General features: G+C 70.0%; 12 protein-coding genes. 6 read left to right on the plus strand and 6 right to left on the minus strand.

The genetic code is table 11. The annotated features are described in order from the left end of the window. Positions 1 to 75: 75 nt before the first annotated feature. Positions 76 to 693: a nicotinate-nucleotide adenylyltransferase gene (locus HCC78_RS00160; RefSeq protein WP_172326713.1), complete on the minus strand. Its 618-nt coding sequence runs from the start codon at positions 691 to 693 to the stop codon at positions 76 to 78. 160 nt (positions 694 to 853) lie between these two features. On the opposite strand from HCC78_RS00160, the gene parA reads away from it, so the two are divergent. Further along, a complete protein-coding gene (gene parA / locus HCC78_RS00165; protein ID WP_172326714.1) occupies positions 854 to 1,492 on the plus strand; it encodes a ParA family partition ATPase in 639 nt (212 codons plus the stop codon). 99 nt (positions 1,493 to 1,591) lie between these two features. Beyond that, positions 1,592 to 1,768, plus strand: coding sequence for a hypothetical protein (locus HCC78_RS00170; protein WP_172326715.1), 177 nt, complete (start codon positions 1,592 to 1,594; stop codon positions 1,766 to 1,768). Positions 1,769 to 1,847: 79 nt separating this feature from the next. Here the strand turns inward: HCC78_RS00170 and HCC78_RS00175 are convergent, their stop codons facing one another. From HCC78_RS00175 to HCC78_RS00185, 3 genes are all read right to left on the minus strand, one after another. Then, on the minus strand, positions 1,848 to 2,054 hold the full coding sequence (locus HCC78_RS00175) for a cold-shock protein (protein WP_108261940.1): 207 nt from the start codon (positions 2,052 to 2,054) through the stop codon (positions 1,848 to 1,850). 629 nt (positions 2,055 to 2,683) lie between these two features. Then, on the minus strand, positions 2,684 to 2,962 hold the full coding sequence (locus tag HCC78_RS00180) for a hypothetical protein (protein WP_172326716.1): 279 nt from the start codon (positions 2,960 to 2,962) through the stop codon (positions 2,684 to 2,686). A gap of 106 nt (positions 2,963 to 3,068) precedes the next feature. Further along, positions 3,069 to 4,154: an AI-2E family transporter gene (locus tag HCC78_RS00185; protein WP_172326717.1), complete on the minus strand. Its 1,086-nt coding sequence runs from the start codon at positions 4,152 to 4,154 to the stop codon at positions 3,069 to 3,071. Between the two features lie 187 nt (positions 4,155 to 4,341). On the opposite strand from HCC78_RS00185, the gene HCC78_RS00190 reads away from it, so the two are divergent. Beyond that, the gene (locus HCC78_RS00190; RefSeq protein WP_172326718.1) at positions 4,342 to 8,112 is read left to right on the plus strand and encodes a S8 family serine peptidase; all 3,771 of its coding nucleotides are present in this window, start codon (positions 4,342 to 4,344) and stop codon (positions 8,110 to 8,112) included. A 6-nt stretch (positions 8,113 to 8,118) separates the two neighbouring features. On the opposite strand, the gene HCC78_RS00195 is transcribed toward HCC78_RS00190, so the two are convergent. Beyond that, positions 8,119 to 9,243: a class I SAM-dependent RNA methyltransferase gene (locus HCC78_RS00195; protein WP_172326719.1), complete on the minus strand. Its 1,125-nt coding sequence runs from the start codon at positions 9,241 to 9,243 to the stop codon at positions 8,119 to 8,121. A 145-nt stretch (positions 9,244 to 9,388) separates the two neighbouring features. On the opposite strand from HCC78_RS00195, the gene dtd reads away from it, so the two are divergent. The 3 genes from dtd to HCC78_RS00210 all read left to right on the plus strand — a co-directional run bounded on the left by dtd (position 9,389) and on the right by HCC78_RS00210 (position 12,433). Next, positions 9,389 to 9,838 carry a D-aminoacyl-tRNA deacylase gene (gene dtd, locus HCC78_RS00200; RefSeq protein WP_172326720.1) on the plus strand — a complete coding sequence of 150 codons (450 nt, stop codon included), beginning with the start codon at positions 9,389 to 9,391 and terminating at the stop codon, positions 9,836 to 9,838. 62 nt (positions 9,839 to 9,900) lie between these two features. After that, positions 9,901 to 10,782: a LysR family transcriptional regulator gene (locus HCC78_RS00205; protein ID WP_172326721.1), complete on the plus strand. Its 882-nt coding sequence runs from the start codon at positions 9,901 to 9,903 to the stop codon at positions 10,780 to 10,782. Between the two features lie 1,189 nt (positions 10,783 to 11,971). Next, a complete protein-coding gene (locus HCC78_RS00210; protein ID WP_172326722.1) occupies positions 11,972 to 12,433 on the plus strand; it encodes an Rrf2 family transcriptional regulator in 462 nt (153 codons plus the stop codon). A gap of 3 nt (positions 12,434 to 12,436) precedes the next feature. Here the strand turns inward: HCC78_RS00210 and HCC78_RS00215 are convergent, their stop codons facing one another. Next, positions 12,437 to 13,342 (minus strand): transglutaminase family protein, encoded by a 906-nt coding sequence (locus HCC78_RS00215; RefSeq protein WP_172326723.1) that lies wholly within the window; start codon positions 13,340 to 13,342, stop codon positions 12,437 to 12,439.

Raw genomic sequence — 13,342 nt, forward strand, 5'->3', positions numbered from 1 at the left:
CGACGTCTCCTGATCACGTGGATCTGCGCGGCGAACACTCGCCGGAAAAGGTTGAGATTTCAAGACCTGGGTTGGTTAACGCACCCATTGCCCGCTGGCGCGCAGCGCCGTCGAGGAGATGCTGCGCAGCGGGATCGGCAGGTGGCACCAGCAGGGCGGCTCGGCACGGCCGAGCAGGCCAGAGGCCGCCACCGACAGCCGGTGGCTGCGGAACACCCGCGACGCCCGCGCCGTGCGCGCCGAGGCCGGCTGTCCGGGACGGGCCAGCACGCCGACCGGAACGCTGGAGACGATCGCCCGCCAGCGGTCCCAGCGGTGGAAGCCAGCCAGGTTGTCCTCGCCCATCAGCCAGACGAAGCGCGTGCCCGGATAGGCGCCGATCAGCCCTTCCAGCGTCTCGGCAGTATAGCGCGTGCCGAGGCGGCTCTCGATGTCGGTGACGACAATGCGGGGATGGCCGCCGACAAGCGCCTGCGCGGCCGCCAGGCGGCGCGGCAGCTCGGCCGGACCCTCGCTTTTCAGCGGGTTGCCGGGCGAGACCAGCCACCAGACACGGTCGAGCCGGAAGCGCTTCATGGCCTCCAGCGTGATGTGCAAATGGCCCTCGTGCGGCGGATCGAAGGATCCGCCGAGCAATCCGATTACCTGTCCCGGCCGCGCCTGGGGCCTGCCGGGTCCGATCACATGGCGCATCTTCGTCTCCCGAAAGCCCTCCTTCCCGGCAACGCCCGACAATGTCAACGGCTTGGCACGCGGCACGCTTCCGTGGCAGGCGCGGCGAAAAGGCGGGTTGCGCTCAATTCTCCGTTGCGTTCCCCCCGGATGTAGTGTGTTGTAGTTCAGGAGGTACAAGATGGCAGGATTCACGATCACGGTGGCCCAGCAGAAGGGCGGCTCCGGCAAGACCACGCTGGCCGTCAACCTGGCCGTCGAATTCTGGAAGCGGGGCCATACCGTTGCGGTTCTGGACACGGATCCCCAGGGGTCCCTGGGCCGCTGGTACATGGCCCGCCGCGAAGCGATGAACGGCGAAGCCGGGCTGGAATTCGCCACGGCCAGCGCCTGGGGCGTCTCCTACGAGCTGGAGAAGCTGCTCAAGCACAACGAGATCGTGGTCGTGGACACGCCGCCCAAGGTCGACAGCGACCTGCGCCCGGCGATGCGCGCCTCCGACCTCGTGGTGGTGCCGGTCGCAGTCAGCCAGGTCGATGTCTGGGCCACCGAGAGCGTGCTGGAAATGGCGCAGCGCGAGCGCCGCAAGACTCTGCTGGTGCTCAACCGCGCCGCGCCGCGCGCCAAGCTGACCGCGGACATCACCGGCAAGATCCAGGAGCTCGACAGTCCCGCCGCCGAAACCATGCTGAACAACCGCGTGATCTATGCCGAGGTTCTGGGCGAAGGCCAGGGGGTGGTCGAGAAGGCCGCCAAGGGTCCTGCCGCGGTCGAGATCCGCACGCTCTGCAACGAGATCGCCGACGTCCTGAACAGCTGAGGCGGGTTTCCGCCCGCCCCCGCCCCGTGCCCCCGGCACGGGGAACGCAAGGCGGCCCGGCGCATTGTCCTCCCGATAGCCAGAACGGAGGAAAATACAATGTCGCTGACATCGATGCTGAAATCCGCTGCCAAATCCTACGCCCGCAGCAAGGGCCATTCGCATGGCCCGGCCCGTCCCGGCAGCTACCGCGCTGGCGCGCGCCGCTCGCCGAAATCCGCCGCCGCCGAACAGGCCGTGCGCGAGGTCGGGAAATTCCTGCGCAAGTCGCGCTGACCCGCTCTGCCAATGCATGAAAAAAGCCGCGCGGCCCTGGGCTGCGCGGCTTCGTCTGTCCGGGCCCGGAGGCGCCGTATCAGAGGACGGTCAGATCCGTCGCGCTCTCGCGGCCGTCGCGGCCGGTGCGCAGTTCGTATTCGACCTTCTGGTTGTCATTCAGCCCGGTCAGGCCGGAGCGCTCGACTGCGCTGATGTGGACGAAGACGTCCTTGCCGCCCTCTTCAGGCGCAATGAAGCCGTAGCCCTTGGTTTGGTTGAACCATTTCACGGTGCCCTTCGGCATGATCCCGTGTCTCCTGTCGTAGATGCTGCCCGCGGTATTGCGGCAGCCCGGCCGTGGTCAGTGCGGATCGATGTCTGACAGCCGGAACGGAGCAGCGGGTCGAGTGCAAAAGACGTATGCGTGCCTGAAAATGCCGTGTTTGGCGAGTCGGCGCAAGAGTCTCCTCGCGGAGGGCCGGACCGGGCGCCGATCAGGCCCCCCGAAAGAGAAACGGAGCGCCGCTGGGCGCTCCGGTTTCTTTTCAGATCATGGCCCAGTCAGTGAACTGGACGGGCTTCGGACGGCTGTCCGGCTTGGGCTTTCCGCCCTTGGAAGTTGCTTGCGGCATCACTCTGCTCTCCTCCGCACCGGTGCGGATCGGGGATGCCCTTTGCACCGGTTTCTCCGGTGTCGCAAGAGCGGATCCGTCTGGGACCCGGCGCTGTAGGCAAGTCTGCGCCCATAAGGCTTAATGCGCGCTTCACGACTCCGTAGATTGATTTAACTTTTCGAAACTGAAACCTGTCGTGACTGTCCGCGGGACACGATTCGCCCGATTTCGGCCGGTTCCGGCCCGTTTTCCGCGGAGGGATCGGGCAGGAGAGGAACGCCGCCGCGACTCACCCAGCGGGAGAGTGGCGGCGCGCCAGTCAGATTTCCTGCGTCAGGTGATCGAAGAATTCCTCCACCTGGTCGATCGTCAGGTGGCTTGCCGCCCAGTTGTAGGCCTCGGTCTCGTCCAGCTCGCGGATGCAGCCCTTTTCGCCCGGGGCCGGGGCGAATTCGCTGTCCGGCCCGCCCGCGCCCGCCAGAAGGTAGCCGTCGCCGCTGCGGTAGAGCCCGGCCGCCCACCAGCCCGGATCCTCGTGCGGCAGGTCCGCCCGGGCCTTGCCGATCAGCTGCGGCGCGAAAGTCGGATCTGCGGTCATGGCCTGGTTCCTCATGCTGGACGGGACGCCAGCGTCGCACGGTTCCGCACGGCCGCAAAGCGCGGCGCGGACCTGGCACGCTGCTTGCGCCCGCCCGGCCGGCAGCTCAGGCCCCGGGCGCGGAGTCCTCTTCTTCCGGCGCAGGCTCCGCCTCGGCGGCCGCGACCCACGCGATGACTAGTTCGTAGAACACCGCCAGGATCACCGGCCCGATGAACAGCCCGATCAGCCCGTAGGCAAACATGCCGCCCAGCACGCCGACCAGGATCACCAGCATCGGCGTCTCCAGCCCGCGCGCCATCAGGATCGGCCGCAGCACGTTGTCGACCACCATCACCGGGACCATCATCACGGTGAAGAGGATGGCCAGCCCGGTTCCCATGCCGAACCAGGCCCAGATGATGACCGGGATCAGCACCGGCCCCGGACCGATCTGGATGATGCCCAGGAACAGCGCGACCAGCGTCAGCGGCCCGGCCAGCGGCACGCCGAAGGCCACCATGATCATTCCCGCCAGCAGCGACTGGATCACCGCCACGCCGATCACCCCGCGCGAGACGTTGCGCACCGTCGCCCCGGCCAGATCGACGAAGCCCGCGCCGCGCGGCGCGAAGATGCGGTTGGCAAAGCGGCGGGCATGCGCGGCCAGCGCCGGGCCCGGGCGGAACAGCAGCCCCATGATGACCACCGACACCGACAGCATCGCCAGCGCGATGCCGACCCCGGCGACCTTGGCCAGCACCATCTTGCCGGTGGACAGCAGCACCGGCCCGACCTGCGCCAGCAGCTGCGCCAGGTTGCTGCCGAACGAGGTCCAGGCCTGGGCCAGCTTCGCCCCCACCAGCGGGATCCGCGCCAGCCGCTCCGGCGAGGGCAGCCCGAAGCTGCCGTTCTGCACCGCCGCCATCGCCCAGGTCGCCGCGTCGATCACCTGGCTGGCCAGCACCGCGATCGGACCCAGCGTGATTGCCAGGCCCAGCAGCGTGATCAGCACCGCCGACAGCGTCGCCCGTCCGCCGAGCTTCGCCGACAGCCAGGCATGGACCGGATAGACCGCCACCGCGAGAATCACCGCCCAGAGCATCAGCCCGAAGAGCGGCGCCACGAGATGCAGCGCAATCAGGACGAAGCCGCCGAGAAACAGCAGCCGTATCGCGGTGTCGATCACCAAAGCGTCGCGGGACTGGGGCATGGAAGGTCCTCCTTTGCGCAGACCCTGCCATCGCCGGGGCAACGGAGCGCGGACGGCGTGGCAGTCGCGGGGAATTTGAATGGAATTGCCGCAATCCGGCAACGCTTGGGCCATGCCCCGTTAACCGGATTTCGGGCCGCCGCGTGTTTTCTGGGCGCCGAGAGTCCGAGTGTTCCGGGTACTGGTGATGCTGACATATCTGAGCGGTGCAGGCACCGGCCTGTCGCCCCGTGCCGATCGGGGGCAGGAGCTGATCGTGCGCATGGACGCCGGCGCCGACGCGGAGGCCGTGGCCGCGTTCCGCGAGGCTGTGGGCGCCGAGGTGGTGGAAACCACCATGTCCTGGGGCTTCGAGCTCTGGCGCTGCGATGCCCCGGTCAGCCAGGAGACGCTGGCCGCCCTCTCCGGCGAGGACTGGTACGGGGCCGCCTCCGCCAGCGTCGGCTACCTGCAGGAAAACCTGGAACTCGATGCCCGGGCCTTCTCCTCCGATCCGCGGATCGGCGATCTCTGGGCGCTCGACAACAGCCGCGACACCGATATCGACCTGCCGGAAGCCTGGGAAACCAGCCGCGGCGCGGGGGTGCTGGTCGCGGTGATCGATACCGGGGTGGATTACGGCCATCCCGACCTGGCCGAGAACATGTGGATCAATCCCGGCGAGATCGCCGGGAACGGCATCGACGACGACGGCAACGGCTTCGTCGACGACATCCATGGCTACGACTTCGCCAACAGCGACGCCCGGCCGATGGACGGCAATTCCCACGGCACCCATGTGGCCGGCACGATCGCCGCCGTGGCCGGGAACGGCATCGGCATCGCCGGAGTCGCGCCCGAGGCGCGGATCATGGCCGTCCAGATCATGTCCGACGGCGGCACCGGCAGCATCTTCGACGCCATCCAGGGCATCGAATACGCCGCTCTGATGGGCGCGCAGATCGCCAATTGCAGCTGGGGCGGCAGCGCCTATCCCAGCGCGCTGGCCGATGCCGTCCGGATGGCCGGAGAGGCAGGCATGGCCATCGTCGCGGCGGCCGGGAACGACGGCAGGAACACCGATGTCTCGCCGCACTACCCGTCCAGCATCGACGCGCCGAACGTGATCTCGGTCGCCGCCACCGACCGCGACGACGCCATCGCGGGCTTCTCCAACTACGGCATCACCACGGTGGATGTGGCGGCGCCGGGCGTCGGCATCGTCTCGACGGTGCCGGGCGCGGGCTATGCCGGCAAGAGCGGCACCTCGATGGCCGCGCCGCATGTCACCGGCATTGCCGCGCTGATCCTGGCCAGCGAACCCTGGCTGACCCCGGCCGAGCTGCGCCAGCGGCTGATCGACAGCTCCGATCCGGTGGCCGGGCTGGCCTCGCGCACGGTCAGCGGCGGCCGCGTGAACGCCGCGGCGGCAACCGAGGGCGGCGGGCTGGCCACGCTTTCCGGCCGGGTCGCGGATGCGACGGGACAGGGCATGGCAGGCTGGACGGTCTTCCTCGATGCCGATGGCGACGGGGAGCGGGATGCCGGCGAGGCCGCGACGCTGACCGCTGCGGATGGCAGCTACGCCTTTTCCGGACTGGCCGCGGGCAGCTACCAGGTCGCGGTCGTTCTCGCCTCGGGCTGGCAGGAGGCCGGGACCCGGGCCGAATGGCGGGTCTCGGAGGAAACCATCGCCTGGCGCGAACTCGCGGGGCGCGGCGAACTGCTCGATCTCGGCGACGAGGGCAGCCAGCGCATCGCCCTGCCCTTCGAGGTAGAGTTCTTCGGACGGAGCTTCGGCACGCTGACCGTCACCGCGAATGGGCTGGCGAGCTTCGGCACCCCCGGCGGGACCTTCGACATCCGCGGGATGGAGGGCGCGCCGGCCTGGTCGATCGCGCCGCTATGGGCGGACCTGACCACGGATTACGGCGGCCAGGTCATGGTCCTCGCCGAGGACGACCGGGTCACGCTGCAATATGCCGGGGTGCGCAGCTTTTCCGGCGCGATGCGGGCGAGCTTCGAGATGGCCATCCACCGCGACGGCGACATCACTTTCGCCTATGGCGAGATGACCGGGCTGCCCGCGAGCTATGCCATCGGCCTGCGCGGCGGCAGCGCGGCCGAGAGCCTGGCGGTCGGCGCGCTGCCGGGCAGCGGCGGGCTGCGCTTCTCCTTCCGCCCGCCCCCCGTTGCCACGGTCGTGGCCGAGGTCGGCCGGGGCAAGGCAGAGGCGCCAGAAATCACCGTCGAGGAAAGCGCGGAGCATGTCGCCGAAATCGGGTCGATCGGCGGGACCGGCGCACCGGCGCTCTCGGTCAGCTTCGGGCAGGCCTTCTCCGACCCGGTGGTCTTCCTGCTGGCCGAGGGAGGGACGACGGCCGCGGCGCCGCCGCAGATCGCCTCGGTCAGCCGCGGCGGGTTCTCGCTGTCGCTGCCTGCGGGGACCGCGGAGGACGGGGCGCTGCAGGGCTGGGGCTATCTCGCGGTGGAGGCCGGGCGCTGGCGCCTTGCCGACGACACGGTGATCGAGGCGGGCCATGCCCGGAACGCGGCGCCGTCCGGGAACGGCCCCGAGGAAATCGCCTTCGCCCGCAGCTTCGGCGCGGCGCCCGCGGTCTTCGCGCAGGCGCAGGGCGGCGCGGCAGCCGGGACGCTGCTGCTCGGCGGGGCGGATCGGGAAGGTTTCGCGCTGGGGCTCGAGGACGGTCCGGCGGCCCCTGGCGGCCGCGCGGGCTGGCTCGCGGTCGCGCCGGGCAGCGGCACGACCGCGGGGTGGGAACTCGCCCGGCTGGCAAGCGCCGACAGCATCGCCTTCCACGATTTCGAGACAGGCTACGACGCCGCGCCGATGGTGCTGGGCCAGGTCACCGGCACCGGCGACGCCCCGGCCCGCGCGGTGATCAGCGCACTCGATGCCGATGGCGTGACGGTGACCGTCACCGGAGGGGACGACGGCGGAGAGGTCGACCTGCTCGCCCTGCCCGGTCCCGGCACGGTCACCGGCCAGCGCGCCACCATCCAGGGCATCTCCGGCACGCTCTGGCTCGACGCGGATTCCGACGGGCTGCGCGATCCCGGCGAGGCGGCGCTGCCGGGCCGCACGGTCTGGCTCGATCTCGACGGCGACGGGCGGCGCGGCGCGGAGGAGCCTGCGGATGTCACCGGCGCGCTTGGCCGCTACAGCTTCGACGGTCTCGACCCCGGCAGCTACACCGTCCGGCAGGAGCTGCCGCTGGGCTGGACCGGCAGCGGCGTCACCGGCCGCGACGGCTATGCCGCAGCAGCCGCCGCGCCCGGCTGGGCGGCTGCACCGGGAGCCGCAACCGAGCTTGCCGGGCTCGGCGACGACGGCAGCCTGGCGGTCGGCCTGCCCTTCCTCTTCCCGTTCTTCGGCAGCGGCTACAGCGAGGTCACGGTCAGCGCCAACGGCTATCTGACTTTCGGCGGCGCGGGGAATGCCGCCCGGCCCCTGCCGCTGGACGGGGAGGGCCTGCCCGGCCCGATGATTGCGGCGCTCTGGAGCGATCTCGACGCATCTCCGGGACGGATCAGCACCTGGAGCGATGCCGGCGGCACCCGCATGGTGATCGAATACCGCGATGTCGCGCTCTATGGCGGCGAAGGGCGGCTGAGCTTCCAGATCCAGCTGGAGGCGGACGGCCGCATCGCCTTGCAGTACCGCAGCCTCGACGGGATCGGCCCGGAGGCACGGGCCGGACTCTCTGACGGCGCGGGCCATGCCGCGCTGCCGGTGTCGCCCCCGGCCGAAGACGGCGCGCTGGTTTTCGTGCCGGTGGTCACGGCCGCCGCGGATCCGCAGGTGGCGCTGGGGCCCGGATCGGAGATCGCCGGGCTCGATTTCGGATCGCTGCCGGGCAGCGGCGTCATCCTTGGCGGTGGCGCCGGCTATGCCAGCGCGCATTTCGGCGCGATGGCCGGCGCGGCCGCCCAGGTCGAGCCCGACCTCTGGCTCTGAGCGGGCTCAGCCGCCCAGCGGGCCGGTCCGGTAGAAGGTCACCTTGAGGCCGCCCAGCGACACCGGCGGCTCAGGCGGCAGGAAGCTCAGCCCCGTCGCCTTGGCGAGGCCCGCGTCGCTGGTGACCATGCCCAGCCGCCAGCCACGGAACCGCTCCGACAGCACCCGGCCGAGCGTGCCGTAGAGCGCGAAGAGCAGCTTGCGATCGCCGATCCGCGCGCCATAGGGCGGGTTCACCATGACGAGGCCCGGCGCCATGCCCTCGGGCGGCTGCAGGTCGCTGATCGCCTGGCGGCGGAAGTCCGTCCAGTCCGCCACCCCGGCCCGGGCGGCATTTTCCGTGCCCATCCGGATCGCACCGTCATCGCGGTCGAAGCCGAAGAAGCGGGGGCCCGGCGCGGCCTTGCCCGGCGTTCCCTGCCGCATCCCGGCCCAGGCGGCGGCGTCGAAGCTGGCCAGGTCCTCGAAGGCAAAGCGGCGCGAGCGCCCCGGTGCCAGCCCGGCGGCAATCTCCGCCGCCTCGATCGGGAAAGTGCCCGAGCCGCACATCGGATCGACCACCGCCTGGCTGCCATCGAATCCCATCCGGCCGAGGAAGGCCGCGGCCAGGGTCTCGCGCAGCGGCGCCTTGCCGACCGCCTCCTTGTGCCCGCGCCGGTGCAACGGCTCGCCGCTGGTGTCGAGGCTGATGGTGCAGAGGTCGTCCTCGATCCGCGCCTTGACCACGATCGCCGCCTCGGCGGCCACCGCGACGCCCGCGGTCTCGGAAATCGCGCGCGAGATCCGTTCGCCCGCCGCGCCCTGGTGGTAGATGCGCGACCGCTTGCAGGTCACCTCGACCCGCACCGGCAGATCCGCGCGCAAGATGCGGTCCCAGGCGACCTTGCGCGCCCGCTTATCGAGTTGCGCCAGATGCGGCGCGCGGAAGGAGGCGACGCGCACCAGGACGCGCGAAGCGCAACGCAGCTGCAGGTTCGCGCGCCAGATTTCCGGCCAGCCGCCTTCGGCCGTGACGCCGCCCGGAACGGCAGCCGCACCGCCGAGGCCGAGGGCCTCCGCCTCGCGCGCCAGATCGCCCTCAAGACCCGGCGCGGCCACCAGGAACAGCTCGTATGTGTCTCTTTCGCTCATGGCACAGCCGTTACCCCGAAACCTGCCGCCTTGCGAGGGCAAGATTTTGCGGTCCGCCCCCTTGCCCTCGCAGCGGCGACGCGCGAATAGAGCCCATGGTATCGAGACACCTTGACCCACCGGCATCCCTTAACGGAAGTTCCCCATGCGCCTGCTGATCCAGCGCGTCGCCGAAGCCCGCGTCGAGGTCGGCGGCGAGGTCAAGGGACGCACCGGCCCCGGCCTACTGGTGCTGGCCTGTGCCATGGCGGGCGACACCGAGGAGGTCGTGGCGCCGCTCGCCGCGAAAGTGTCGAAGCTGCGGATTTTCGAGGACGCCGCGGGGAAAATGAATCGCTCCGTTCTTGACGTCTCCGGTGGTATCCTAGTTGTCAGCCAGTTCACCCTGGCCGCAGACACCAGACGGGGCAACCGTCCCGGATTCTCCGCCGCGGCACCGCCGGAGACCGGCCGTCGGCTCTACGAGCAATTCGCCCGCGAACTGTCTGCGCTCGGCATCCCCGTGGAAACCGGAGTCTTCGGGGCCGACATGCAGGTGCATCTTGTGAATGACGGTCCGGTGACGATCTGGATGGATACGGAGGACCGCGGCTAGCGGCCGTCCGCAAGGATGGCCGGACAGGGTCCGCCCCTCAGGATATGGAAGACAGAAAGCCCATGGATCTCAATGCTCTGAGAGAGTTCAGCGCCGTGATCGAGCAGGGCTCCTTTGCGGCCGCCGCCCGGAAGCTGAACACGCCGAAATCCACCGTCTCGAAACGGATCCAGGACCTGGAACGGGATCTTGGCGTGCGGCTGATCGAACGGACCACGCGGCGGCTGCGGCTGACGGCCGAGGGCGCGCTGGTTCTGGCGCGGGCCGAGCGCATCCTGGCCGATGCCGAGGACATCTCGCGCTCGCTGGGCGATACCGACGGCATGGTGCGCGGCCATCTGCGGATCGCGGCGCCGCTGCTCTTCGGCCAGACCTTCCTGGGGCCGCTGGCCGCGGAATGCCGCCGCCGCCATCCCGAGATGACGCTGGAGATCGTGCTGACGGACGGCCAGCCGGATCTGGACGAGGAAGGCTTCGACGCGGCGATCCGGCTCGGCGGCGGCACCGGGGCCGAAGTCTCCCGGCCGCTCTTCCAGAGCACGCGCATCCTGGTCGGTGCGCCCGGCGTGCTGCAGCAGCCCCCGGCTTCGCCGCGGCAGCTGGCGGATTACCCGATCGCGCTCTACGGGATCGGGCTGATCCAGACCTGGCACCTGACCGACGGCCAGGAAGACCTGATCGTGCGCGTGGCAGGGGGGATGAGCTTCTCCTCCTACCCCTGCCTCTACAGCGCGGTCATCTCAGGCGCGGGACTGGCGCTTCTTCCGGAATATCTCGTGGCGGACGACATTGCCTCCGGCCGGCTGGTCCGCCATCTCCCGCAATGGAGCAGCCTTCCGGTGGAGGTGAGCCTGGTCTATCCCGGAGCGCGGTCGCTGACCTACCGGCTGCGCGCCTTCATCGATCTGCTGCAGGAGCTGTTCCCGGCGTCGGCTGCAGCCTGAGCCGGGACAGAACACCGTTTCGAGCCAGCGCGGCAGCTCGCGGCGCGACAGCGCCACGGTGGCAAGGCCGGCCGCGGTATAGGCGACCATCGCCTCGCGCGCCTCGTTGCGGTCGAGACCGGCATCCAGCAGCAGCGGCAGGTCCCGCGGGGAATCCGGGATCTGGTCCATCGGCAGGCCGGACAGCGCCGCCAGCGCGCCGCGCCCGTGGCGGTGCCCTGGCAGGCGGGTCAGCAGCACGCAATGCGGCAGGAAGGCCCGGTCCGTCACCGATAGTCCGTGCCGCTCGAACCGCTCCAGCAGATGCGCGGCGACCGCGCCGCCGACCGGCGCGCGCAGATGGGCGCAGACGCCGAGCCGCAGGCATTCCCGCGCCAGCATCGGCAGCGCCCGGCGGTCCATCCGCGAGATGTCGAGGTCATAGGCCGTCGTGGCCGGATCGGAAATCCGAACCGCGACGTCGCGCGCGGCGAACTGCTGCTGCAGGCGGGCAAGCGCGGAGGGGCTCACATGGCGCATGATCCAGCCGGGCTGGTGTTCCATCGCGGCGGCGATCTCCGACTCGTCGCAGCCGAGGAAATCCGACAGCATCGGCACCAGCCGAGCGGCAGCACCGGGATGGCGCGGGCAGATCGCGACGTCGAGCAGCCGCGCGGCGGCGCGCGCCTCCTCGGCCGCAGCCATGCCGAGCTCAAGGCCGTGGCGGAACCGGTCGGAGCCGCGGGCGTGGGTGCTGACATCGCCGGAAGCAGGCGCCATCCAGACGAACCGCTTGCCGCTGCGGGCCTCGAGCCCCGGCCAGACCTTCACCGAAGGACCCGGTGCGCCGGTCGAGTTCTCGGATGCGCCGCTGCGGCCGGAACCGCGCCAGTAATCTTGTGCCATATATTACCCGCGGACCGGCGGTCCGCGTCCTCCCCTGGGCTCCGGCCATCTGGGTCCCTTGCCGCCCGGTCTGATGCCAGGCTGGCTCCGGCCCCGCCGGAATGTCATGTATCCAATACTGCATGGATTGCAGACTCAGGCAAATCAATTCCCCCTAAAAATACCTACTTTCGTCGCCGCATCTGCGAACCGCCGGCGCTGCGCCGCAGCCCGCGCGGGAATTGATTAGGATCAAAGTCTGAATTTCCCGGACAGTGCAGAGTGCACGCGGATTTTACCGCCATTCACAGGGAGCAAGGCAGACATGAGACTGACGCTACGCACGAATCTGGCCATGCGGACGCTTATGTTCTGCGCCGTCAACGACGATCGCACGGTCCGCAAGGCCGAAGTGGCCCGCGCCTGCAACGCTTCGGAAAACCATCTGGCGCATGTCATCGTGGTCCTGTCGCAGCTGGGCGTGATCCAGACCACCCGCGGCCGCAACGGCGGGCTCCGCCTCGCCCGCCCGGCAGAGGAAATCGACATCGGCGAAGTGATTCGCGCCCTGGAAAGCACCGTGCCCTTCGCCGAGTGCTTCGAGGGCGCCGAGAACCACTGCCCGATCGTCGACCACTGCCGCCTGCGCGGCGTGCTCGCCAATGCGGTGGAGGCCTTCTACGGCGCGCTGGACGGCATCATGCTGTCGGAACTGACCCAGGCCAATCCGGGGCTGATCCACGTGCTGGGCATCCATGCCGAGCAGGCCCTGCCCCGGGTCTGCTGACCCTCACGCCCCGGCTGGCTCCGAGGGCAGCTCGACCACGTCGACGCTGTGCCCGGTGCCGCCGACCCCCGACATGCGCGTGACGCCCTTGACCGGCGACACGTCGGAATAGTCGCGCCCGTAGGCGACGACGATATGGTCCTCGCTGGCCATCATCGCATTGGTGGGATCGTACTCGATCCAGCCGATCTCGCGCCCGCACCAGGCGCGAACCCAGGCATGCATCGCATCCGCGCCCTCCAGCCGCTGCTGGCCCTCCGGCGGGATGGTGCGCAGGAATCCCGAGACATAGCCCGCGGGCACGCCCACCGCGCGCAGCCCGGCGATCATGATGTGGGAATAGTCCTGGCAGACCCCCTTGCGCCGCCGGAACGCCTCGGCCGGGGGCGTGTCGGCATCGGTGGCGCCGGGCAGGAAGTCCATTTCGTCGTGGATCGCCAGCCCCATGCGGGTGACAGCCTCCATGGCCGTCATGTCCGCCGGGACGAGATCGCGCGCGAATGCGGTGATCTCGGAGATCGAGCCGACCCGCGGCGAGGGCGCCACGAAATGGTGCGGCGAGCTGCCGTCGAGATCGCGGATCGCCGCCAGCTCGACCGGAAGCCGTGCCAGCGTCGGGCTGATGTCCAGCCCCGGCCGCTGGCTGCGCCGTTCCACCCAGGCCTTCAGCCGGAACTCGATGCCGGTCGAGGGACGGCCGCCGAATCCCACGGAAACGACGCGGTTGCCGAAGAAATCGGTGCCCTCGGTGCGCTCCGTCGGGCGCGGCGAGATGTCGAGATGGCGGATCGAGACCCGCTGGCGCCGCGGCAGCTCCAGCGGCTGCATGCGGATCACGTGATGGCCGAGGCTGGTGGACTGGCCATAGGTATAGAAGATCTTCAGGCGGATGTCGTAGCGCGTCGGCAT

Source organism: Mangrovicoccus sp. HB161399, from assembly GCF_013184745.1.
GTDB lineage: Bacteria > Pseudomonadota > Alphaproteobacteria > Rhodobacterales > Rhodobacteraceae > Mangrovicoccus.

Excerpts from the sequence above, each read along its gene's own strand:
- HCC78_RS00160 (WP_172326713.1), bottom strand. The coding sequence starts at position 693 with ATGCGCCATGTGATCGGACCCGGCAGGCCCCAGGCGCGGCCGGGACAG.
- parA (WP_172326714.1), top strand. The coding sequence starts at position 854 with ATGGCAGGATTCACGATCACGGTGGCCCAGCAGAAGGGCGGCTCCGGC.
- HCC78_RS00170 (WP_172326715.1), top strand. The coding sequence starts at position 1,592 with ATGTCGCTGACATCGATGCTGAAATCCGCTGCCAAATCCTACGCCCGC.
- HCC78_RS00175 (WP_108261940.1), bottom strand. The coding sequence starts at position 2,054 with ATGCCGAAGGGCACCGTGAAATGGTTCAACCAAACCAAGGGCTACGGC.
- HCC78_RS00180 (WP_172326716.1), bottom strand. The coding sequence starts at position 2,962 with ATGACCGCAGATCCGACTTTCGCGCCGCAGCTGATCGGCAAGGCCCGG.
- HCC78_RS00185 (WP_172326717.1), bottom strand. The coding sequence starts at position 4,154 with ATGCCCCAGTCCCGCGACGCTTTGGTGATCGACACCGCGATACGGCTG.
- HCC78_RS00190 (WP_172326718.1), top strand. The coding sequence starts at position 4,342 with ATGCTGACATATCTGAGCGGTGCAGGCACCGGCCTGTCGCCCCGTGCC.
- HCC78_RS00195 (WP_172326719.1), bottom strand. The coding sequence starts at position 9,243 with ATGAGCGAAAGAGACACATACGAGCTGTTCCTGGTGGCCGCGCCGGGT.
- dtd (WP_172326720.1), top strand. The coding sequence starts at position 9,389 with ATGCGCCTGCTGATCCAGCGCGTCGCCGAAGCCCGCGTCGAGGTCGGC.
- HCC78_RS00205 (WP_172326721.1), top strand. The coding sequence starts at position 9,901 with ATGGATCTCAATGCTCTGAGAGAGTTCAGCGCCGTGATCGAGCAGGGC.
- HCC78_RS00210 (WP_172326722.1), top strand. The coding sequence starts at position 11,972 with ATGAGACTGACGCTACGCACGAATCTGGCCATGCGGACGCTTATGTTC.
- HCC78_RS00215 (WP_172326723.1), bottom strand. The coding sequence starts at position 13,342 with ATGCCGACGCGCTACGACATCCGCCTGAAGATCTTCTATACCTATGGC.